Below are 21,199 nucleotides of genomic sequence, written 5' to 3' on the forward strand. Positions count from 1 at the left end.
CCACTGGCGGGCTTCAATAGGAGTCATGATCGATCACCGCGGGGATTCGCCCGCTCCAGCTCGAGCGGCAGCCCCCGATTCGGTGGTGGCACTGATCGATGCGAGCTCCGGCGTGGAACGCGAACTCGTCGGCGCCTGGCTGGCCGACGGCGGACTGAAACACGAACTCGGCGTCGACGCACCGATCACCCAGTTGGATCTGGATGCGGATGCGATCGGCGATCGACTGGTCGGACGACGCGACGATCCGCTGGTGGTGCCGATCCGGGTGCTGTGGCTCCCGCCGGAGCGCGACGGGGTCCGCCGCATCACCTTCGCCGACCTGGCCCTGCTGACCAATCCGCGTAAGCCGAACCGACTCGCGCAACGCCGGTTGGTCGGCAAATCGCCGGACCGTCACGTGGTGCTCACCGGGCAGCCCGCTCTGCTCAGCGAATTGCGCGCCAATAATCCGGAGGCCGCGGCGCTGCTTCTGAAGGGCTCCGCCGAGCCGTTCGCGCGCGCCATCGTGCGCGCCGCGGTGGTCGCCCTGGAACGCGCCGAACGTTCCATCATCGGTGACCGGTACAAGGTGCCGCGGCTGGTGGCCGAGGAGATCCTCGACTCTCCCGACTTCCTGCGCAGGCTCGAACTCATCGCCGATCAGCTCGGTACAAGTCCGCACGAGGTGTACCGGCGGGCCGAGAAGGCGCTGAACGAACTCGTCGCCGCCCAGAGCAGGCTGGTCTCGGATCTGTTCACCCAGGCGATGCGCCCGATCCACGCCTCGACCTGGAAGGTCGACTCCGACGACTCCGGCCTGGACGGATTGCGCGCGTTGAACCGCAACCATCCGCTGGTCTTCCTGCCCTCGCACCGGTCCTATGTCGATGCCTTCGTACTCGGTGATGTGCTGGCCCGCAACGACTTTCCACCGAATCATGTGATCGGCGGCGCGAATCTGAGCTTTTGGCCGATGGGTCCGATCGCCCGGCGCACCGGCACCGTCTTCATCCGGCGCAGCTTCGGTGACGACGAGGTCTACAAGGCGGTGGTCGAGGAGTACTTCGCCTACCTGTTGGCCAAGCGATTCAATATGGAGTGGTACTTCGAGGGCGGCCGCACCCGCACCGGCAAGCTGCGACCGCCGCGCTATGGACTGCTGAATTACCTTGCCTCCGCGGTCCGTTCGAATCGGATCGACGATGTGCTGCTCGTCCCGGTATCGATCACCTATGAGCGACTGAACGAACTCGGCGCCATCGCCACCGAACAGGTGGGCGGGAAGAAGAAGCCGGAGGGCCTGGCCTGGATGGCGCGCTATATACGCAGCCAACAGCATTCGGCCGGACACGTCTATGTGCGATTCGGCGAACCGCTGTCGGCGCGCGATCGCCTCGCCGCATATGGGGATCCGCTCATTCCGACACCGGCGATCATCCCGCTGCACCGCACCGAACCCGCGGGAACCGAACCGAGCAATGTCACCGAGTCGGCGGAGGTCGCCGAGCTGGAGCGAAAAGCCGTGCAGCGGTTGGCCTTCGAGGTCGCCGACGGTATCAATCGGGTCACCCCGATCACGGTCAACGCGCTGGTCACCTTGGCGCTGCTCGGTGTGCACGAGCGTGCGCTCACCCTCGGCGAGGTGCGTAATGTGCTGGCCCCGGTGCTGCGGTACATCGAGAAGCGCGAGTTGCCGCGCGGCGAACTGGCGGCGCTGCGTGATGAGCAGAGCCTCGCGGTGGTGCTCGAGCAGTTGTCGCTGGCCAAGGTCGTGACGGTGTATCGCGGTGGCCTGGAGCCGGTGTACTCGATCGAATCGGGTGCGCATCTGGAGGCCGCGTTCTATCGCAATAGCGCGGTGCATTGGTTCATCAACCGCGCCATTCTCGAATTGTCGATCCTGTCCGCCTTGGAGACGCAGGCGCCGGATCAGCTGCGGGCGGGCTGGGACGAGGCATTCCGACTGCGCGATCTGCTGAAGTTCGAATTCTTCTTCCCGGAGCGGGCGGAGTTCTCGGCGCAGATGACCGCGGAAATGCTTCTGGTGGACCCGGATTGGCACCAGCACACCGCGGCGGACACCCTCGGCGAGGATGTTCTGCACAAACTCACCGCATCCGGATTCATGATGGCGCACCGCGCGCTGCGCGCATTCATCGACGCGCAACTGGTGGTGGCCGAGCGGCTGGCGGCTCACGACAGCGCCGAAGAGATCGATCGCAAGGAGTTCATCGACGAATGCGTCGCGGTCGGTAAGCAGATGCTGCTACAGCAGCGACTGCACAGTCCGGAGTCCGTCTCCACCGAACTGTTCTCCAGCGCACTCAAACTCGCCGACAATCGCGGGTTGTTGACCCGGGTGAGTCACGACTCTGCCAAGCCGAGGGCCGAATTGACCCGGCGCAGAAATGAGTTCGCCGACCAGCTGCGCATCATCTCGACCCGGATCTCGCAAGCCGCCGCACTCGATCCGTCCAATATTCCGCTGCGGGGGGCCTGATGGCCGAACAAAGCCGCGCGGTTCCAACGGATCTCGCGGCGGCCATCGCCGCGATCCGGTCCGGGCCGCAGGGGCCGGAAGTCGCCGCGGTCTTCGACTTCGCCGCCGTTGTCGATGGTTTCGGGCCGCTGTCGCGGTGGACATTCCGGCGCGATAAGAGCCGAATTACCGCGGATATCCTGCTCGGCAGCATCCGCAACGGACTCACCGATGGCGAATACAGCCGGTTCCTCCAGCAGGCCATGCGGACACTCGCCGAGCAGCCCGAAGACGAGCTGGACGAGTTGGGCACGCTGCTGTTCCGGAAAAAGATCTACGGGCACCTGTATCCCGAAGCGTGGCAGCTGATCCGGACGCACGAGGCCGCCGGGCACACCGTGGTGCTCGCCACTGCGCTGACCCGATTCCAGGTCGAACCCGCCGCGGCCGAACTCGGTATCGAGCACGTGCTGTATACCCGGATGGCGACCACTGATGGCGTGCTCACCGGTTACGCCGACGGAAAAACCCTGTGGCGCAATGGCAAGGCTGATGCGGTTCGCGAATTCGCCGGCGCGCATGGGCTGCATATCAGCCGCAGCTACGTCTACGCCGACAGCATCGCCGATCTGCCGCTGCTCTCGGTGGTCGGGCATCCGGTAGCGGTGAATCCCGAGCGAAAGCTCGCTACCGCTGCCGCCGAACAGAATTGGCCGATACTGACGTTCCGTCCGCGCCGACCACCACGCCCGACCGACTATCTGCGCACCGTCGCCGGATTCGCCGGGCTACTGGCCGGAGCGCTGCTCGGCGTGCTGAGCAAGTCCTACACGCGTCAGCGCCGGAAGATGGCCGATGCGCTGATGGCCTACGGAACCGCTGCCACGCTCGGTGCTACCGGTATCCGGCTGCGGGTCAGCGGTGCGGAAAACGCCCGCGCCCCGAGACCCGCGGTCTTCCTGTTCAACCATCAGAGCCAGTTCGACGTGATCATCGTGCCCAAGGTGCTCGAAGGCGGGGTCACCGGAATCGGCAAGAAGGAGCTGACGAGGAATCCGATCTTCGGTCCACTGATGCGGTTCGTCGGGGTCACCTTCATCGATCGTGCCAACACCACGCAGGCCAAGGCGGCACTGGCGCCGGTGGTGCAAACGCTGCGCGGCGGACTGTCGATCGCGGTCTCACCCGAAGGCACCCGGTCGTATACACCGCGCATCGGCCCGTTCAAGAAGGGCGCCTTCCACATCGCGATCCAGGCCGGGGTGCCGGTGATCCCCGTGGTGATCCGCAACGCGGGTGAAATCAACTGGCGTAACTCGATGGTCGCGCGCAAGGGCACCGTCGACGTGGCCATCCTCGACCCGATCGACGTCGGCAGTTGGGACGCGAACGATATGGACGACAAGGTCGAAGCCGTGCGTCAGCTGTACACCGACACCCTGCTGAACTGGCCGTCGCCGGACCGGTGATGCCACCGGCACCGTCAGCACCCCGTACGCCGGGGGCTCCGCTCTACCGGATGCCCGGTCGGCGGACGGATATCCGGTCGGCGAACCAATGCCCGGCCAGCGCAACCGATACCCGGCCAGCGAACCAATGCCGGACCAGCGAACCGATACCCGACCAGCGAACCAATGCCCGACCAGCGAACCGATACCCGACCAGCGAACCGATACCCGACCAGCGCAACCGATACCCGACCAGCGCAACCGATACCCGACCAGCGAACCGATACCCGACCAGCGCAACCGATACCCGACCAGCGCAACCGATACCCGACCAGCGAACCAATGCCCCGTCAGCGAACCAATGCCCGGCCAGCGCAACCGAACCCGCGTGGCGAGGTCGCGCGCGGCGGCCGCATTGCGCTCCGACAGGCGCGAATCGCCGATCGCCTCGACGGTGATCACTTCCGCACCACCGTGCTGACCGATCCGGCCGCGCTCGCGACGCTCGACTCCATCAACCTGTACGCACTCGCGGTCGTGCTGTGGGAATTGCTCACCGGCCGACTCCCCTTCGACGACGAACGCAGTGCAGGCGAATCGGATACCTCACTGGAACGGATGATCGAACTGCGTCGCCAGCCGGTCCCCGACCGCTTCGCCGCCGATATCCCGCCGGACTGCCCGCCGGTGCTGCGGCATGCCCTGCTCATCACCCCGAGAATCTTGCGCAACGCGCGGCGCCCGGCCTAGTCGAAGGGCGTCGCCTCGCCGCGCGCCAAAGCCACGGCGAGTGCGACCGCTTCCGCTGCGGTGAAGTTGAGCGGCGGCAGCCACGGATACCCGGCTGGCGGACGGATGCCGATCAAATGGCAGACCGGGTACCCGGCCGGCCAATGGGTGCCCAGTTAGTTGGTGGGCGGGGTGCCCGGTTGACGGACGCTGCCCGGCTGCTTGCCGGACGGGATGCCCGGCTGACGGACGAATCCCCCCGTTACCTGGTGCCCGGTCGTCACCGGGTGTGTCAGACCGAGCGCCCGAACAGCAGCTTCCACGGCATCAGCGCGGATTCCAGTTGCACCTTGAGGCTCATCTTGGAGGCGCCGAGGGTGCGCTCCTCGAACCGGATCGGTACCTCCGCGATCGTGATGCCCTTCTTGACGGTGCGGTAGTTCATCTCGACCTGAAACGAATACCCGTTGCTGCGAATCGAGGCCACGTCGATGGCGCGCAACGTATCGGCTTTCCACGCTTTGAACCCGGCGGTGGCGTCCTTGACGCTCAGACGCAGGATCAGGTTCACGTAGAAGTTGGCCCACGCGGACAGCGCCTTGCGGTACCACTTCCACTCCTCGGCGGTGGACCCGCCGGGCACGTAGCGGGACCCGAGCACGACTCCGGCATCGGTGGTATTTAGCTTCTCCAGCATCGCCGGAATGACCTCGGCGGGATGCGACAGGTCGGCGTCCATCTGAATCACCACATCGGCGCCCTCGTCCAGTGCCCGGGTGATCCCGGCCACGTAGGCGCGGCCCAATCCGTTCTTCTCGGTGCGGTGCAGCACGCCGACGACATTCGGCAGCTCGGCCGCAAGCTTGTCGGCGATCTCACCGGTCCCGTCCGGCGAATTGTCATCCACCACGAGCACATGCAGATCGGGCACCGGCAGCGCCGTCAGCCGCTCCACCGCAACCGGCAGATTCTCCCGCTCGTTGTAGGTCGGCACAACAACGGTAACCCTCAAGGGTCGCCCTCCCTGCTCACCTGTTCCAGCCCGCAGACCCACGACAGGACCCGGAGCACTCGTCTGATTGCCAAGAACCGTACTTGATCGAACTGAAGACCACCTGAGCGCCCGCACGCTCCCGCCGCCACCCGAATACCCGCGACATGCCGACTACCTCGCGAATCGCGGCGCCCACCCCACCGACCACCCCCGGAGCCACATCGAAATCAGTTGTCGCACACCACCCCTGGCGCGCCCTCACTTCTCCCCAGCACGCCAATCCCGATCCCGAGCATCCTCACGAGCATTGCGCGCATGCACGATCTCCAATGCCCGCTCAGCAGTAGCCCGATCCGGATACGGCCCCATCCGGTCCCGGAACCAACACTGCTTCCCACTCTCGGGCCGCTGATGCTTCAAGCAGTAATACCACTTCTCCGCCATCCCCCCAGCATCCCACCACCATGATCAACAGACCCCCTTTTCCCATGACCCTCCAAGATCCGGCCCAGGCTCCGCGGCGCCTGTGGGCACAAGATGGGGCACGGTCGAAAACCGGTCGTCCCGGCTTCGTGACGGCCAGGACGACCGGCGGGCCGATTAGAGGCAGCCCTTTTCCCTGAGCTGGGCGGCAACCTCATCGGAGACAGTGATGGAGCGGCCGATATTGGCCTCCGTCAGGTCGGATGCGCTGATCCCGGCCTGCATCGCGCAGCCCAGCAACTTGGCGTCTACTGAGATGGTTTCGTCGGCGTGCGCGATACCGACCCCGCTCATGAGAGCACCGGCCAGCGCTATAGCGAGAACACCGGTCTTGACGAATCGCATGAGATTTCCTCCTTCGAATCGCAGTCCTACGGTTCTGCTCGGCAACTGGTTCACTTGCCTGATGTGCATTCGGAGCACGCCCGTCGGCCGCAGCCGACCAAGCCCACCCCCTGAGTTGCAGGCTCCAACATACGCACGGACGCGGATGCGCGCCGGAACTTCGTCACTTCTGGAGCGCAACACCAGATAGACGGTCGCACTCGAGCAACGGCACGCTGGAAGGACTGGGGGTTCGGGGGGCGAGAGCCCCGCCGAGCGGGTGTGGGGTTGCACCCCACAATGACAAAAGACGAGGAGCCCCTGTCCGCGCACTTTGCGGACAGGGGCTCCTCGCGACGAGTGGCCAGGGCCGGGATCGAACCGGCGACCTTCCGCTTTTCAGGCGGACGCTCGTACCAACTGAGCTACCTGGCCGCAGGCACCCGTGGTGAATGCCATACGCGAAACGCCGGATTGCTCCGGCGCTTATTTTGCGACCCTGACGGGACTCGAACCCGCGACCTCCGCCGTGACAGGGCGGCGCGCTAACCAACTGCGCCACAGGGCCTTGCGTTGCTTCCAACGATCCGAAGACCGTACCCCCTACGGGATTCGAACCCGCGCTACCGCCTTGAAAGGGCGGCGTCCTAGGCCGCTAGACGAAGGGGGCTCGCCCCGGATTTCTCCGGACCGGCTTCAACGGCTGTCCGTTGGGAGCTGGGATAGCTTATGACAGATCGGCCGCGTTTCCCAAATCGGCTGTTCAGGCTCCCAAACCGAGCTCTTCGAGTCGAGCTTGCGCCCGCCAGCCGTCGTTGCGGAACTTCTCCGCCCACTCCGGGGTGGCCATCGCCTCGACCACGACCTCGAGCGCCTCCTGGAACCGGGTCCGCAGATCGACCCCGCTGCCGAGGAGGTCGATCAGATAGCGCTGGCCGGCGAGGGCGGCAGAGATGGTGCGGGTGAAGCGGTCCGGGTCTGCATCGGCGCGCAGCTGGCCCTGATCGATGGCGCGGACCGCGAGTGCTCTGGTGGCGCGGCCGAGTATTCGACCGCCGCCGGTCTGCACATCGCGATAGAAGTCCGGTTCGATGATCAATCGGAATTCGGCCTGCACGATGATGTCGTGCTCGAGTCGCAATGCCACCTCGTCGACCATCCCGTGCAGGACGTCGAGCGGACCGAGATCCGTTCTGGCAAGCCAACGCTCGGCCGATGTGCGGTATCTGTCGACCGCGGTCTCGAGTACCGCGCGTGCGAGATCTTCCTTGGAATCGAAATGAAAGTACATGGCGCCCTTGGTGGCGCGTGAACCTTCCAAAATGCGGTTGAGCGATGCAGCGGCATAGCCGCTCTTCCCGAACTCAACGGCGGCGGACCTGATTATCGCCGCGCGTGTCCGGCGGGCCCGCTCTTGCTGCCGTGCCATGCTCGAAACGCCTCCGAAGCCTATTCGTCGCCAATCGGTGCCCCCAAAAGAACGGACCCTTGGCGCGAAGTTATGAGTTTTATCAATACTTCAAACCGGGATTTCGCCCCGTTTCAAACTTTCGGTACGAAAACTTGCGAAAATCCTGAAACACACCAGCTGGTATAGTTTTCCTGCCCAGGTGCGCCGCAGGGGGTGCGCACCTGGGCATTACTTCGTCTCGGATCTGCCTCCCCCGGCGTCGACTCGTAGGAAGTCGCGAGCGGTCGAACCGGCCGCGACACGTTCGGGCACACCAACGATAAGCCGAATTCCGGATCGCCGGGTAAGTCGGCGATTCTTCCGTAATTCACCAAGTCGTCACCGTACCCGGAAACACCATCCGACACGCGGCAAACCGAAGACTCCAGCGGCCGAAACGTCCGGATATCTGTTACAGCAAACTTCACGCAATCGAGCAAAGCGATGCCTCGGATTTCCGAATTCGACAGCGTCGCAGCACTGTTCACCCGAGTCGACCAGCGGCCCGGTCGCCGCGGAGCCGTCCGCGCGACACCGGCCAGTCGCCTCGCTGCGTCCCCCCGCGCACTGGCCCTAAACCCCCCGCAAATCCAAAGACATTGGTACGCAACATGATTGGATGGTAGCCCGGCTGGGTGGGAATGAACAAAGCTGGGTACCAATTGTTTACCGGCAGCATCGCTACCCGCACGCATCGTGTTACCCGGTGCACCAGCACGACTCGGCACCGGCACCCGACATCCCCGAGCGAACCGATCCACGCCCCCAACCGACGCGCCCCGCCCCCGGTTACCCGATCCGGGCCCGGCCCACTACACTGTCCATCCGCGCCCCTATAGCTCAGTTGGTAGAGCTACGGACTTTTAATCCGCAGGTCGTAGGTTCGAGCCCTACTGGGGGCACCTCCTCAGGCGTCCGGTTTCCACACCGGACGCCTGAGTCATATTCCAGACAGCGCGCAGTCGCGACACACATCGGCTGCGGCCATGAAACACCACATTCCGCGGCAGGCTTTTCCATACCGTCCATACCGTCCATACCGTCGCCGCCGCACACCCGAGGGCATCACCCGGCAACACGTGGAGCCGATGACTTCGCTCGATGATTCGATTTTCTCGGATTCCCATTGGACAGGTCGCCGACAAGTCGACCAGGCCACCGACACGAAGGTGGTATTGCTCGGTTGATCGCCACCCAGGGCGACCGAGCCGAGGCGCGGCTCGCCGATCGGCGCGTCGGATCAGCCCTCGGCGTGCAGGAACACGCCAGCGTCGCCGATGCCGCCTCCGATCGTGACGGCTGTCCGGCCGAGCAGCGGAGCGGTGGCGCGCACCACAGACGCGGCCCGGCGACGGCATCGGACACATACTCGGCGGTCTGCTCCGCGGCAGCGGCAAGCGTGGTGGCATCGACAGCGCGATCGGAGAAGCGTTGGCCGAGAACACAGGTGGTGCGCTCGGGCGGCCTTTTCGGCGGCGAAGCGGACCGATCACGGTGGCGACACCAGCGGCGTTGTGCGTTACGGCACGCTGGGCTAACGACTCTCGGCCGGTGGCGATAAACCCCTTGCTGCGGGCCGAGCCCCTACACTCGGTGTGGTTGTCGAACGCCGACGTCGGCATATGACCTCTATCACGAGGTCTCATTTGTCAGCCAGATGCGTTTCGCATCACACCTACGGTGCCGTAAGGTATGGCCGAATCGGCACACGGTCTACCCCGGGGGACTGACCAGCAAGAGCGCACACACATGAAGGGCTTGTATATGGCAAGGGATCTGACTCAACTCGAGCTGCTCACGGAGTTGGAGCCGGTTGCCGAAGAAAACGTCAACCGGCACCTCTCCCTGGCAAAGGAATGGCATCCGCACGACTACGTCCCGTGGGACGAGGGCCGCAACTTCGCGGCACTCGGCGGGGTGGACTGGGACCCCGAGCAGTCCCGACTGAACGAAGTCGCCAAGGCGGCCATGATCACGAACCTGCTCACCGAAGACAATCTGCCCTCCTACCACCGCGAGATCGCCGAGAACTTCTCGCAGGACGGCGCCTGGGGTACCTGGGTGGGTCGTTGGACCGCCGAGGAGAATCGCCACGGCATCGTCATGCGCGACTACCTCGTGGTGACCCGTGGCGTCGATCCCGTGGCGCTCGAAGAGGCGCGCATGATCCACATGACCAACGGATTCGCTTCGCCGACCGAGGCCGACGCAGGCTTCCTGCACTCGGTCGCGTACGTGACCTTCCAGGAGCTGGCCACCCGGGTCAGCCACCGCAATACCGGCCGGGTCTGCGACGACCCGATCGCGGACCGCATGCTGCAGCGCGTCGCCGCCGACGAGAACCTGCACATGATCTTCTACCGCAACATGTGCGGCGCGGCCCTGGATCTGTCCCCCGACCAGGCGCTCGAGGCGATCACGCTGATCCTGGAGAACTTCCAGATGCCCGGCGCCGGTATGCCCAACTTCCGCCGCAACGGCGTACTGATGGCCAAGCACGGCATCTACGATCTGCGCCAGCACCTCGAAGAAGTGGTGCAGCCCGTGCTGAAGAAGTGGAACATCTTCGAGCGCACCGATTTCACCGCACGCGGCGAGGCCGTGCGCGAACGGCTCGGCCTTTTCCTGGAGAAGCTGAGTCAGGACGTCGTCAAGTTCGAAGAGCAGCGCGACCGCATGCTCGCCCGCGAGGCGAAGAAGCGCGAGTTCGCCGGAGTCGCTGCCGGCTGATCTGGACCCGCAAACGTAACGCGCCGCCGCCGGATTTCTCCGGCGGCGGCGCGTTTATTTTCGGCAACAACGAGCTCAGTGGCGAACTTATAGCTTCAACAACCGAAACTCCTTGCGGCGCTACTTCACCGGCAGTGCGTCGTCGACACCGCCCACATCGGTGATCTTCCAATCCGAGTTCTTATCCAGCGTGACGTTGTAGGTCACCGTTGTCTGCGCGCCTTCCGGACTCTGCGCATTCGTCGAACTCACATTTACGAACACATCGACTTTGTAGATACCCCCTTGCTCCGACATCACCTTCGCGGTAATCGGCGCGGCGGTGGAGGTCCACTTCAACGGAACCAAATCTGTTCGAGCTTGGGCGCGGTCGCATCGAACTTATTCGCCAGCTGCGGAACGGTATTCGCCTTCAGCTCGGCCACCCAAGACGTGATGTCCTGGTAATTGACGGTGGCCGCGCCGACCGCGTATTCGGTGGCCACCTGCTCGGCCCGCTTATCCGCGGCTTCCCGATCGTTTCGATCGGCAAGATCACCGCGTGCCGAGACGAGCAAGCCGCCCAGCACCGCGACCGCGATTACCAATGCGGCTATTACCGCGCCCACGACCACGGTGGACACGCGAATCGACAGGGTGCCCCGCCGCTGTCCGGACTTGCCGGCCCGCGTATCGGAGGCCTTTGCCTCGGCCGTCTTGCCCAACTCCACGCCGGAGTCGTCATCGCCTGATGCGGTGCCCTCGATCGAATCATCTCGGGGCCCGATTCCGAATCCGCCGACGATCCGCCCGCGAACCTCGACACTGGTGGTATTGCCGCCGACGGCGCGCCGCGCTGACCGGCCATGACTCACAGGACCGCAGGAGGCCGAGGATATGTCCAGCACATCGAAGGGCGACGGGGCGCTCACCGGCAAGGTCGTCGCGATCACCGGCGGCGCACGCGGGATCGGGCGGGCCACCGCGGAGGCATTCCTGGGGGCGGGCGCCGCGGTCGCGATCGGTGATATCGATGTCGAGCTGGTCGCCAAAACGGCGGCGGAATTGGGTGCGGACCCGGATGCCAAGATCGTCGGGTTACCCCTGAACGTGACGGATAAGGCATCCTTCGCCGCCTTCCTCGACACCGTGGACAGTGAACTCGGCCCGCTGGACGTGCTGGTCAACAATGCGGGGATCATGCCGACCGGCCTGTTTGCCGAAGAGGACGAGACTATGACCGAACGAATCATCGCCATCAACCTCAATGGGGTGATCCACGGTTCGCGGCTCGCCGTCAAACGGTTCAAAGACCGCGGCAGTGGACATCTGATCAATATCGCGTCTTTGGCTGGGACACAGGGCTTTCCGGGCCTGGCCACCTATTGCGCGACCAAGCACGCGGTGGTCGGTTTCACCTCGGCGCTGCATCTGGAGATGAAGGAGCACGGCGTGCACGTCGGCGCGGTGCTGCCGGGCATCGTGCGCACCGAACTGTCCGCCGGCGCCAATATGCCGGCCTGGATTACGCCCCTGACCACAGTTGATCCGGAGGATGTCGCGCAGGCGATCGTGAAATCGGTACAGCAGGACAAACCGCTGGTGACCGTGCCGCGCCGACTCGCGGCCATCATCAAATCAGCACAACTGCTGCCCTACCGCGCACAGCTGGGTGTCGCGAAGTTCACCGGCGCGACAACGGCTTACGCCCAACCCGACCCGGCCGTGCGCGAGATCTACCACCGCAGACTCCGCGGCGAATAGCAGGTGGGTCAGCGCACGTCAGCGCATACGGCTCGAGGACAACCCCGCCGCTGATGAGACACTGATGGGCGTGACGATTACTGCCGAAGCCAAGAGCACGCTGCGGATCGGGCCGTATCCGGTCGATCCGGCGGTGGTGCTCGCGCCTATGGCGGGCATCACCAACCTGGCGTTCCGGAAGCTGTGCCGGGAGTTCGGCAGCTCCACGTCGATCTATGTGTGCGAGATGATCACCGCGCGGGCAGTCGTCGAGCGCAATGAGAAAACGCTGCACATGATGTCCTTCGACGAGGACGAGCATCCGCGCTCGATGCAGCTCTACGGTGTCGATCCGGCGACACTCGGCGAGGCCGTGCGGATCATCGTCGGTGAAGGCTGGGCCGATCACATCGATCTCAACCTCGGCTGCCCCGTTCCGAAGGTCACTCGGCTGGGTGGCGGCGCGGCGCTGCCGTACAAGCGCGCGCTGTTCAGCAAGATCGTCAAGGCGATGGTTTCCGGCGCCGAACCGGCCGGCGTTCCGGTGACGGTGAAGTTCCGCATCGGCATCGATGACGACCACCTCACCTACTTGGACGCGGGCCGCATTGCCGAGGCCGAGGGCGCGAAGGCCGTCGCACTGCACGCCCGCACCGCCGCACAGCGGTATTCGGGCCAGGCCGACTGGACGAAGATCGCGCGGCTCAAGGAGGCCGTCACAACGATTCCGGTGCTCGGCAACGGCGATATCTTCTCCGCCGCCGACGCGGTGCGCATGATGGACGAAACCGGTTGCGACGGAGTCGTTGTCGGCCGCGGCTGCCTCGGGCGCCCGTGGTTGTTCGCCGAATTGCAGGCGGCGCTGCGCGGCGAAGCACTGCCCGAGGCGCCGAATCTCGGCCGCGTCGGCGAGGTGCTGTACCGGCACGGCGCACTGCTCGCCCAACACCTCGGCGAGGACAAGGCCATGCGCGATCTGCGCAAGCATATGGCCTGGTATCTGATGGGCTTTCCGGTCGGTGCGGACCTGCGCCGCTCCTTCGCCACTGTGTCGAGTCTCACTCAATTGCAGGACCTCATCGGCGAACTCGACCCGACCGCGCCATTCCCCCGCGATGCCGAGGGTCCGCGCGGCCGTCAGGGTTCGCCGGGCAAGGTGGCGCTGCCACACGGCTGGCTCGACGATCCCGACGATCCGGCCGTCCCCGCGGGCGCGGATCTGATGCACAGCGGCGGCTGATCGTTCCGGGCGACCGGCAAGCGACTTGTACGTGCAATCGCACTGTCACCCGATCGTCAAAAACCCTCCGACCAGCACATATACAAATGCGCAACATAACCTCGGCCCGTCGATTTCGCACTGGGCTGGCTCGCCGTGGCGGAATCGTTATCATTGGCGGAATCGGTCATGCGGGTCGAAAGCGGCCGAAACGGCAGCGGAGACGAAAAGCGAGGTTCGTTGGTGGGTGACGATCGGCACGGGCAGTCGCCACGGCCCGGAGGTCGCGCCCCGTGGGAGCGCTATCCCACGGCGGATTACACCGAACGCGACGGTGCACGATCGTCCCGGAGAGCCCGACATAACGATCCCGATTCCGGCTCGACACCGCTGACGGTTCAGGACCTGGTCCAGAAGGTCGACAACGAACGCAGCGGGCGCAGACGCCGGTCCACGACTCCGGATGCACCGCCCACGCAGGCGAACCGGGCGGCCCCGAAGCCGCCGGAGTCCGCCGCACGCCAAGGTGACACCCCGCCACGTAAATCGAGCGCTCCCGCCGCGCGCCAAGCGGACGCACCGCCCCGCACATCGGCCATGCCCGCCGGACGCAATGCCGACGCACCCCGCACCTCGGCCACCCCGGCCGGACGCAAGGCCGACGCACCGCCGCGCACATCTGCAATGCCGGCTGGACGCAAAGGCGACGCGCCTCGTACGTCGAGCACCCCAGCCGGGCGCAAGACCGATGCGCCCCGCACCTCGGGCAACCCGGCTGCACGCAATCCCGACGCACCGCGTACCTCGAGCACCCCGGCCGGACGCAAGGCCGACGCACCCCGTACGACGGCCACTCCAGCCGCCAAAGCCGACGCCGCCCGCCGTTCCGGGGCCTCCCCGGTCGTCGACGACATCGCGGGCACCCCGACGACGGCGCGCACCGGGAAACGCCGCGCATCGACGGTTTCCGGAAAAGAGCCGCCGGAGGTCGTCACCGACGTCATCCCCCCGGTCGAGGAGACCCCGCGACCGAAGAAGCGCACCATCGGCTGGCCGACCACCGATCCGGACGCCCCGGAGACCGCGGCCGCATCGACGCGTGTCGGCCTGTCCCGGCTCGCCGCGAGCCGACAGCGCCGCAATAGGCGGCTACAGGTCGCGGGCCGGGCCACCCTGACAATCTGTGCGGTGGTCGCGCTGTTGGTCACCGGCGGCGGCTGGAGCTATTTACGTTCGACCGCCAATGGCTTCACCCAGGTCTCCGCGCTCGACGATCATCCGGAAGACGTCCTCGACTCCGGCGCCCAGCTCGGCGACGAGAACTTCCTCCTCGTCGGAACCGACACCCGCGCGGGTGTCAACGGACAGGTGGGTGCAGGCACCCTGGACGATGCCGAGGGCTCCCGCGCCGACACCGTCATGCTGGTGAACATCCCCAAGAACCGTTCGCGCGTCGTGGTGGTCTCGTTCCCACGTGACCTCGATGTCACCCGTCCGCAGTGCAACGGCTGGGACAACGACAAGGCCGAATACACCAACGAGGTGTTCCCCTCGGCCATGGGCGACAAGCTCAATGCCGTGTACGCGCTCGCCGGACCAAAGTGTCTGGTCAATGTGATCCGCAAGATGACGGGTCTGAGCATCGGACACTTCATCGGCATCGACTTCGCCGGATTCGAGGCGATGGTCGATCAGGTCGGCGGCGTCGATGTCTGCACGCCCAAGCCGATCATCGACGGCATCCTCGGTACCGTCCTGGAAAATTCCGGCCGCCAGCACATCAACGGCGAGACCGCACTCAACTACGTGCGCGCCAGGCACGTCTACGGCGAGGAACGCAGCGACTACGACCGGATCAACCGGCAGCAGCGCTTCCTGGCCTCGCTGCTGCGCGGCGCACTGTCGAGCCGGGTGCTCTTCGATCCCGGCAAGTTGAACGGCTTCATCTCCGCATTCACCAGCCACACCTTCGTCGACAAGGTGCAACCGACCGACCTGCTGACCCTGGGCCGCTCGCTGCAGAAGGTCGACGCGGGCGCGGTCACCTTCCTGACCATCCCGACCGCGGGCACCACCTCCTACGGCAACGAGATCCCGCGCGATTCGGATATCAAGGCGATCTTCCGCGCCGTCATCGATGACCAGCCGCTGCCCGGCGAGAAGAAGTCGACCCCGGCTCCCGGTTCGATCCCATCGGCCCAGCCGGCGCCGCCGAAGCTGACCGCGGTCGATCCGAGTTCGGTATCGCTGCTGGTCTCCAATGGATCGGAGACGGCAGGCGCGGCCAATAAGGCGGCGACCAAGCTCGGCAATCAGGGCTTCCAGATCTACAACACCGGCAACTACTCCGGCGGCAATTCCGAGGTCGCCACCAAGGTGCGCTTCGGGCCCGGCCACGAGGCCGAGGCGGCCACGGTGGCCAGTTCCCTGCCCGGGGCGACGATGGAGCAGTCGAATAGTCTCGGTGGCATCGTCGAGGTCGTGATCGGTGCTGACTATGCGGGTACGGTGCGTGCGCCGACCCCGGTCGGCGATCCGATCTCGAACGTCTCGGTCACCGTGGCGAGTGCGGAACCGGTCACACTGCCTTCGGACCTGGAGCACGTCAACGCCGCCGACGAAACCTGCAAGTAGTGCCGCCGCGAGCTGGGGCAACACCGTCGCAATCGTTCGGCACCACCCATTAACCCTGTGTTGGTGACTAGGTCAAGACCTCGCACTAATGTCTCTATTCATGCGTGTCATCTACAACGAGCAAATGGCCGACCTTGCCCACCTGCTGGGCGAGATGGCCGGTCTGGCGGGTTCGGCGATGGAACGGGCCACCCAGTCGCTGCTCCAGGCCGATCTCACTCTGGCTGAATCGGTGATCAGCGAGGGCGACCGGATCGCCGAAATGATCACCGACGCCGAGGAGAAGTCGTTTGCCCTGCTTGCGCTGCAGGCACCGGTGGCGGGTGATCTGCGGCAGGTAGTGAGCGCGATCCAGATCGTCCAGGACGTCAACCGGATGGGCGCGCTGGCGCTGCACGTCGCCAAGGTGACCCGGCGCCGCCACCCCAACCACGCCCTGCCCGAGGCGGTGAACGGCTACTTCGCGGAAATGGGCCGCATCGCGGTGAATATGGGTGAGGGCGCCAAGGAGGTGCTCGAGTCCCGTGATCCGGAGCGCGCCGCGCAGCTCAACGAGGACGACGAGGCGATGGACGATCTGCACCGTCACCTGTTCACGTTGCTGATGGATCGCGACTGGAAATACGGCGTCGCCGCTGCCGTCGATGTGACACTGCTCGGCCGCTACTACGAGCGCTTCGCCGATCACGCCGTGGAGATCGGGCGCCGGGTGATCTTCCTGGTCACCGGTGAGCTGCCGGCGGACCCCGACGTCGAACTGTGAATATCGAAGGCCCGCGTTCTACGCGGGCTGTTCCGCCCTCCCCGCGCCTTCAGGCGCCCAAGAGTGACATTTGCGGCCGCCGGAACGAGCAGATCGAGTTAGCCGGTCCCCGGTGAGTTACCCATGTGCTCGCGAAATCAGTTGGACCGGCTGAACGTAAAAAGCCCGCACCAAGTGCGGGCCTTTTGACGTTGTGCTTTATCCGAAGCGACCGGAGATGTAATCCTCCGTCGCCTTCTGGCCCGGGTTGGAGAAGATCTTCTCGGTATCGTCGATCTCGATCAGCTTGCCCGGCTTGCCCTGTGCCTCCAGGTTGAAGAAGCCGGTCTGGTCACTCACGCGCGCGGCCTGCTGCATATTGTGCGTGACGATGACGATGGTGAATTCCTTCTTCAGCTCGGTGATCAGGTCCTCGATCGCCAGGGTGGAGATCGGGTCCAGCGCCGAACACGGCTCGTCCATCAGCAGCACATCGGGCGATACCGCGATGGCGCGCGCGATGCACAGACGCTGCTGCTGACCACCGGAGAGGCCACCGCCCGGCTTGTCCAGCCGGTCCTTGACCTCGTTCCACAGGTTGGCGCCGCGCAACGAACGCTCGGCGACCTCGTCGAGCTCCTTCTTGTTGCGCACACCCTGCAGCTTCAGTCCGGCCACCACATTGTCGCGAATCGACATGGTGGGGAACGGATTCGGGCGCTGGAACACCATGCCGATGGTGCGGCGCACGCCGACCGGGTCGACGGTGGAGCCGTAGATGTCCTCGCCGTCGAGCAGCACCGCGCCCTCGACGCGGGCATTCGGGGTCACCTCGTGCATCCGGTTGAGCGAACGCAGCACGGTGGACTTACCGCAACCCGACGGGCCGATGAAGGCGGTCACGCTGCGCGGCAGTACCGACAGCTTGACATCGGCAACCGCATGGAATTTGCCGTAGTAGATATTCAGGTCTTTGACGTCGATCCGCTTGGCCATTTTTCCGTTCGCTTCTATCGGTTCCGCGTGAGCAGCTTGTTGACGACCGCGGCCGCCGCGTACAACAGGGCGATCAACAGGATCAGCGTCAACGCCGCGCCCCACACCCGGGCTCGGCCGGCCGGTTCCGGGTTCGCCAACTCTTGGTAGATCAGCAGCGGCAACGACGCCATATTGCCGTCGAACAGGTTGGTATTGATCGACTTGCTGTAGCCGACCAGCACCAGCACCGGCGCCGTCTCACCCATGACGCGGGCGAGCGAGAGCAGGATGCCGCTGATCATGCCGGGCGCCGCGGTCGGCACCACGATCCGAACGATGGTCTTCCACTTGGGAATTCCGAGCGCGTAGGACGCCTCGCGCAGCTCGTCGGGAACCAGCTTCAGCATTTCCTCGGTGCTGCGAATCACCACCGGAAGCATGAGCAGTACGAGCGCCAGCGATACCGCCAGCGAGCTCTGCGGGAAGCCGAAGGTCGCGATCCACAGCGCGAAGATGAACAGCGCCGCGACGATCGACGGGACACCCGCGAGGATGTCGACCATGAAGGTGGTGACCTTGGCCAGCACGCCACGCCCGTATTCGACCAGGTAAACCGCGGCCATGATGCCGAGCGGCACCGCCAGGATCGCGGCGACGACGGTCTGCACGATGGTGCCGTAGATCGCGTGGTACACACCGCCACCGGTCTGGTCCGGCAGAATGCCCTTCTGCGATTTCTGCCACCAGTCCGGCGAGACGACGGACTCGAGGCCCTTCGAAACCACCATGAACAGCACCCAGATCAGCGGCACGAGCGCGATGGCGAAGCAGGCCCAGACCACTGCGGTCGCGAGGTTGTTCTTGAGGCGGCGGGCCGCGCTCACATGCCGGAAGGTGGGCGCCTTGACCGGCTTGTCGAGAGTCGTCGTGGTGGTCATTACCCGTTCACCCTTCCACCGGACACGAGCCGCGCCAGCGCATTGACGATGAAGGTCAGCGCGAACAGCACGAAGCCGGCCGCGATGTAGGCGCCGGTCGGCAGTGGCTGACTGAATTCCGATGCGGCGGCGGCGATTTTGGAGGCGAAGGTGTAGCCGCCGTCGAACAGCGACCAGTGACCGGCCTGTGCCGAGGTGCGCAGAATCACCAATACCGCGATCGTCTCACCGAGCGCGCGACCGAGGCCGAGCATGGAACCGGCGATCACACCGCTGCGGCCGTAGGGCAGCACCGTCATCCGGACCATCTCCCATTTGGTCGCGCCGAGCGCCTGCGCGGCCTCGATATGCGACCGGGGTGTCAGGTTGAAGACTTCGCGGGAAACCGAGGTGATGATCGGCAGGATCATCACCGCCAGCACCACCCCCGCGGTGAAGATCGTGCCGCCACCGGAGATCGACACATTGCCGTCGGAGAACAGGAAGAACCAGCCGAGATTCTTGTTCAGGAAGGTCTCGACGGGTTCGAGCTTCGGCGCGAGCACCAGGAAGCCCCAGAGACCGAACACGATGGACGGCACCGCCGCGAGCAGATCGACGAGCATCGCGAACGGACGTGCCATCGGCTTCGGCGAATAGTGGGTCAGGAACAGTGCGATGCCCACACCGATGGGCACCGCTATCACCAGCGCGAGTATCGAGCTCAACACCGTGACCATCAGCAGGTCCCGGATGCCGAACCTCAGGTGGTCGGCATTGGTGGTGTTGAACTCGCTGGTGGTGAAGAAGTTCGCCTCGTTCGCGATGATCGAGGGCCAAGCCCGGATCAATAGGAACAGGGCGATCAGTGCGATGGCCGCCACGACCGTGGCACCCGCTGCGGTGGCAAGCGACCGGAAGACGACCTCGGCCCCTTGGTTGTGGCCTTTCCTGGCCGGTGTTGCGGCCGGACCTTTCGGTGAGTCCGGTTCGGTGCTCGGTTCACTCGACATAGGGGCAGTATCTCCAGCCGCCAGCGGACCAGTCGAGTCCGACTGGTCCGCGGCGGACACCTCAGGGTGCACGGTCATGGCGTGGCGGCTATCAGTTGACGGCGTTGATCGCGGTGGTCAGCTTGGTCTTGAACTTGTCCGGGATCGCGACGTAGCCCGCGGTGTCCAGACCCTTCTGGCCGTTGTTGACAGCCGAGGTCAGGAATGCCTTGACCGCCTTGGACGTATCGGCGTCGGCGTACTTCGAGCAGACGATCTCGTAGGTCGGCAGGATGATCGGGTACGCACCGGCCGCGGTCGGCTTGTAGAACGACGAGGTGTCGAGCACCAAGTCGTTGCCCTCGCCCTTGATCTTCACGCTGTCGACGGCCTTGGCCGCGGACTCCGGGGTCAGCTTGACCGGATCCTTGGAGGCCGAGGTGACGACCTGTGCGATGGACAGGTTCTGCGCCTTGGCGAAGGACCACTCGTTGTAGGTGATCGAGTTCTTGGTGCTCTTGATGGCGGCCGAGGTGCCCTCGTTGCCCTTGGCACCCTCACCGACACCGCCGTTGAAGGTCTTGCCCGCGCCCTTGCCCCACGCGCCGTCGGAGGCGGCGTCCAGGTAGAGCTGGAAGTTGTCGGTGGTGCCCGACTCATCGCTGCGGAAGATCACCGAGATCTTGTCCGAGGGCAGCTTGGCGGTCGGGTTCAGCGCCTTGATCTCCGGGGCGTCCCAGGTCGCGACGGTGCCGTTGAACACCTTGGCGGCGGTCGGGCCGTCGAGCACCAGATCGCTCACACCGTCGATGTTGTAGGTGACGGCAATCGGGCCGAAGACGGTCGGCAGGTTCCACGCCGGGGCGCCGCAGCGCTCCTGTGCCTTGGCCGGCTCACCCTTCTTGTCGCTCAGCGGCGAGTCGGAACCGGCGAAATCGGTCTGGCCGCCGAGGAATTCGTTCACGCCGGCGCCGGAACCGCTGGAGGTGTAGTTCAGCGTGGAGCCGCTGCAGTTGGCCTCGTAGGCGGCGACGAAGCGGTCCATCGCGTTCTTCTGCGCCGAGGAACCGCTGGCCTTGAGGGCCTTCTTACCGCCACAGGCGACATCGACCTTGGCGGTGGAATCGCCGCTGGACGAGGTGCTGTTGTCGTCGCTGCCACAGGCGGCCAGGGGCATGGCGACGGCGGCCAGCACACCGATCAGGGCGCTGCTGCGCTTGAAGTTCACTTATTCCTCCGGGGAATCGCGTTCGACACGCCCGGTCCCTCACCGGCCCGGGCGGGTTTCGTGGTGCCGTTCGCGGGGAACTTGCGCACCAGGCGGCAACGGTGCCGCCCCTATGTAACGTAAGGTCGCTCGGTTGACATTTGGACCA

The 21,199-nt window shown here is 65.2% G+C and carries 17 protein-coding genes and 4 tRNA genes; 9 read left to right on the forward strand and 12 right to left on the reverse strand.

Annotated features, from left to right (window positions below; translation table 11 throughout):
- The first annotated feature begins 25 nt into the window (after nt 1–25).
- The 3 genes from ACQPYR_RS40550 to ACQPYR_RS40560 all read left to right on the forward strand — a co-directional run bounded on the left by ACQPYR_RS40550 (nt 26) and on the right by ACQPYR_RS40560 (nt 4,659).
- Complete coding sequence (locus ACQPYR_RS40550; protein WP_433624993.1) at nt 26–2,482, forward strand: glycerol-3-phosphate 1-O-acyltransferase; 2,457 nt, start codon at nt 26–28, stop codon at nt 2,480–2,482.
- Entirely contained in the window at nt 2,482–3,930 is a 1,449-nt protein-coding gene (locus ACQPYR_RS40555; RefSeq protein WP_433624995.1) for an HAD-IB family hydrolase, read from the forward strand. Before ACQPYR_RS40550 ends, ACQPYR_RS40555 begins: the two co-directional genes overlap by 1 nt.
- Nucleotides 3,931–4,251: 321 nt before the next feature.
- Nucleotides 4,252–4,659 carry a hypothetical protein gene (locus tag ACQPYR_RS40560; protein WP_433624997.1) on the forward strand — a complete coding sequence of 136 codons (408 nt, stop codon included), beginning with the start codon at nt 4,252–4,254 and terminating at the stop codon, nt 4,657–4,659.
- Nucleotides 4,660–4,930: 271 nt separating this feature from the next.
- On the opposite strand, the gene ACQPYR_RS40565 is transcribed toward ACQPYR_RS40560, so the two are convergent.
- The 6 genes from ACQPYR_RS40565 to ACQPYR_RS40590 all read right to left on the reverse strand — a co-directional run bounded on the left by ACQPYR_RS40565 (nt 4,931) and on the right by ACQPYR_RS40590 (nt 7,868).
- On the reverse strand, nt 4,931–5,650 hold the full coding sequence (locus tag ACQPYR_RS40565) for a polyprenol monophosphomannose synthase (protein WP_433624999.1): 720 nt from the start codon (nt 5,648–5,650) through the stop codon (nt 4,931–4,933).
- A gap of 582 nt (nt 5,651–6,232) precedes the next feature.
- A complete protein-coding gene (locus ACQPYR_RS40570; RefSeq protein WP_433625001.1) occupies nt 6,233–6,460 on the reverse strand; it encodes a hypothetical protein in 228 nt (75 codons plus the stop codon).
- Nucleotides 6,461–6,800: 340 nt separating this feature from the next.
- Nucleotides 6,801–6,874 (reverse strand) — tRNA-Phe (locus ACQPYR_RS40575).
- A 59-nt stretch (nt 6,875–6,933) separates the two neighbouring features.
- Nucleotides 6,934–7,007: transfer RNA gene (locus tag ACQPYR_RS40580), tRNA-Asp, on the reverse strand.
- Nucleotides 7,008–7,036: 29 nt separating this feature from the next.
- A tRNA-Glu gene (locus tag ACQPYR_RS40585) sits at nt 7,037–7,109 on the reverse strand.
- Between the two features lie 93 nt (nt 7,110–7,202).
- Nucleotides 7,203–7,868 carry a TetR family transcriptional regulator gene (locus tag ACQPYR_RS40590; protein WP_433625003.1) on the reverse strand — a complete coding sequence of 222 codons (666 nt, stop codon included), beginning with the start codon at nt 7,866–7,868 and terminating at the stop codon, nt 7,203–7,205.
- An 850-nt stretch (nt 7,869–8,718) separates the two neighbouring features.
- Between ACQPYR_RS40590 and ACQPYR_RS40595 the strand changes: the two genes are divergently transcribed.
- Together ACQPYR_RS40595 and ACQPYR_RS40600 are read left to right on the forward strand one after the other, a co-directional pair.
- Nucleotides 8,719–8,791 (forward strand) — tRNA-Lys (locus ACQPYR_RS40595).
- A gap of 862 nt (nt 8,792–9,653) precedes the next feature.
- Entirely contained in the window at nt 9,654–10,619 is a 966-nt protein-coding gene (locus ACQPYR_RS40600) for an acyl-ACP desaturase (RefSeq protein WP_433635375.1), read from the forward strand.
- Between the two features lie 120 nt (nt 10,620–10,739).
- Here the strand turns inward: ACQPYR_RS40600 and ACQPYR_RS40605 are convergent, their stop codons facing one another.
- On the reverse strand, nt 10,740–10,958 hold the full coding sequence (locus tag ACQPYR_RS40605) for a hypothetical protein (protein ID WP_433625005.1): 219 nt from the start codon (nt 10,956–10,958) through the stop codon (nt 10,740–10,742).
- Entirely contained in the window at nt 10,955–11,473 is a 519-nt protein-coding gene (locus ACQPYR_RS40610; RefSeq protein WP_433625008.1) for a hypothetical protein, read from the reverse strand. The genes ACQPYR_RS40605 and ACQPYR_RS40610 overlap by 4 nt, the downstream gene beginning before the upstream one ends.
- A 22-nt stretch (nt 11,474–11,495) precedes the next feature.
- Here ACQPYR_RS40610 and ACQPYR_RS40615 point away from each other — a divergent pair, with 22 nt between their 5' ends.
- The 4 genes from ACQPYR_RS40615 to phoU all read left to right on the forward strand — a co-directional run bounded on the left by ACQPYR_RS40615 (nt 11,496) and on the right by phoU (nt 16,957).
- Nucleotides 11,496–12,362, forward strand: coding sequence for an SDR family oxidoreductase (locus ACQPYR_RS40615; protein ID WP_433625011.1), 867 nt, complete (start codon nt 11,496–11,498; stop codon nt 12,360–12,362).
- Between the two features lie 64 nt (nt 12,363–12,426).
- The gene (gene dusB / locus ACQPYR_RS40620) at nt 12,427–13,581 is read left to right on the forward strand and encodes a tRNA dihydrouridine synthase DusB (RefSeq protein WP_433625014.1); all 1,155 of its coding nucleotides are present in this window, start codon (nt 12,427–12,429) and stop codon (nt 13,579–13,581) included.
- Nucleotides 13,582–13,803: 222 nt separating this feature from the next.
- Nucleotides 13,804–16,194, forward strand: a complete 2,391-nt coding sequence (locus tag ACQPYR_RS40625) for an LCP family protein (protein ID WP_433625017.1) — start codon at nt 13,804–13,806, stop codon at nt 16,192–16,194.
- A 100-nt stretch (nt 16,195–16,294) separates the two neighbouring features.
- The gene (gene phoU, locus ACQPYR_RS40630) at nt 16,295–16,957 is read left to right on the forward strand and encodes a phosphate signaling complex protein PhoU (protein WP_433625019.1); all 663 of its coding nucleotides are present in this window, start codon (nt 16,295–16,297) and stop codon (nt 16,955–16,957) included.
- 198 nt (nt 16,958–17,155) lie between these two features.
- On the opposite strand, the gene pstB is transcribed toward phoU, so the two are convergent.
- The 4 genes from pstB to pstS all read right to left on the reverse strand — a co-directional run bounded on the left by pstB (nt 17,156) and on the right by pstS (nt 21,051).
- Entirely contained in the window at nt 17,156–17,932 is a 777-nt protein-coding gene (gene pstB / locus ACQPYR_RS40635) for a phosphate ABC transporter ATP-binding protein PstB (protein WP_040686399.1), read from the reverse strand.
- Between the two features lie 14 nt (nt 17,933–17,946).
- The gene (gene pstA, locus ACQPYR_RS40640) at nt 17,947–18,852 is read right to left on the reverse strand and encodes a phosphate ABC transporter permease PstA (RefSeq protein ID WP_433625022.1); all 906 of its coding nucleotides are present in this window, start codon (nt 18,850–18,852) and stop codon (nt 17,947–17,949) included.
- On the reverse strand, nt 18,852–19,844 hold the full coding sequence (gene pstC / locus ACQPYR_RS40645) for a phosphate ABC transporter permease subunit PstC (protein ID WP_433625025.1): 993 nt from the start codon (nt 19,842–19,844) through the stop codon (nt 18,852–18,854). Before pstC ends, pstA begins: the two co-directional genes overlap by 1 nt.
- Before the next feature lie 91 nt (nt 19,845–19,935).
- The gene (gene pstS / locus ACQPYR_RS40650; protein ID WP_433625027.1) at nt 19,936–21,051 is read right to left on the reverse strand and encodes a phosphate ABC transporter substrate-binding protein PstS; all 1,116 of its coding nucleotides are present in this window, start codon (nt 21,049–21,051) and stop codon (nt 19,936–19,938) included.
- Nucleotides 21,052–21,199: the final 148 nt, after the last annotated feature.

This window comes from Nocardia sp. CA-120079, assembly GCF_050955745.1.
Taxonomy (GTDB): Bacteria; Actinomycetota; Actinomycetes; order Mycobacteriales; family Mycobacteriaceae; genus Nocardia.

What these genes read in the sequence shown, in the direction of transcription:
- phoU (WP_433625019.1), top strand. Translation starts at nt 16,295, where the DNA reads ATGCGTGTCATCTACAACGAGCAAATGGCCGACCTTGCCCACCTGCTG.
- ACQPYR_RS40615 (WP_433625011.1), top strand. Translation starts at nt 11,496, where the DNA reads ATGTCCAGCACATCGAAGGGCGACGGGGCGCTCACCGGCAAGGTCGTC.
- ACQPYR_RS40590 (WP_433625003.1), bottom strand. Translation starts at nt 7,868, where the DNA reads ATGGCACGGCAGCAAGAGCGGGCCCGCCGGACACGCGCGGCGATAATC.
- ACQPYR_RS40560 (WP_433624997.1), top strand. Translation starts at nt 4,252, where the DNA reads ATGCCCCGTCAGCGAACCAATGCCCGGCCAGCGCAACCGAACCCGCGT.
- ACQPYR_RS40600 (WP_433635375.1), top strand. Translation starts at nt 9,654, where the DNA reads ATGGCAAGGGATCTGACTCAACTCGAGCTGCTCACGGAGTTGGAGCCG.
- pstB (WP_040686399.1), bottom strand. Translation starts at nt 17,932, where the DNA reads ATGGCCAAGCGGATCGACGTCAAAGACCTGAATATCTACTACGGCAAA.
- ACQPYR_RS40555 (WP_433624995.1), top strand. Translation starts at nt 2,482, where the DNA reads ATGGCCGAACAAAGCCGCGCGGTTCCAACGGATCTCGCGGCGGCCATC.
- ACQPYR_RS40550 (WP_433624993.1), top strand. Translation starts at nt 26, where the DNA reads ATGATCGATCACCGCGGGGATTCGCCCGCTCCAGCTCGAGCGGCAGCC.
- dusB (WP_433625014.1), top strand. Translation starts at nt 12,427, where the DNA reads ATGGGCGTGACGATTACTGCCGAAGCCAAGAGCACGCTGCGGATCGGG.
- pstC (WP_433625025.1), bottom strand. Translation starts at nt 19,844, where the DNA reads ATGTCGAGTGAACCGAGCACCGAACCGGACTCACCGAAAGGTCCGGCC.
- ACQPYR_RS40570 (WP_433625001.1), bottom strand. Translation starts at nt 6,460, where the DNA reads ATGCGATTCGTCAAGACCGGTGTTCTCGCTATAGCGCTGGCCGGTGCT.
- pstA (WP_433625022.1), bottom strand. Translation starts at nt 18,852, where the DNA reads ATGACCACCACGACGACTCTCGACAAGCCGGTCAAGGCGCCCACCTTC.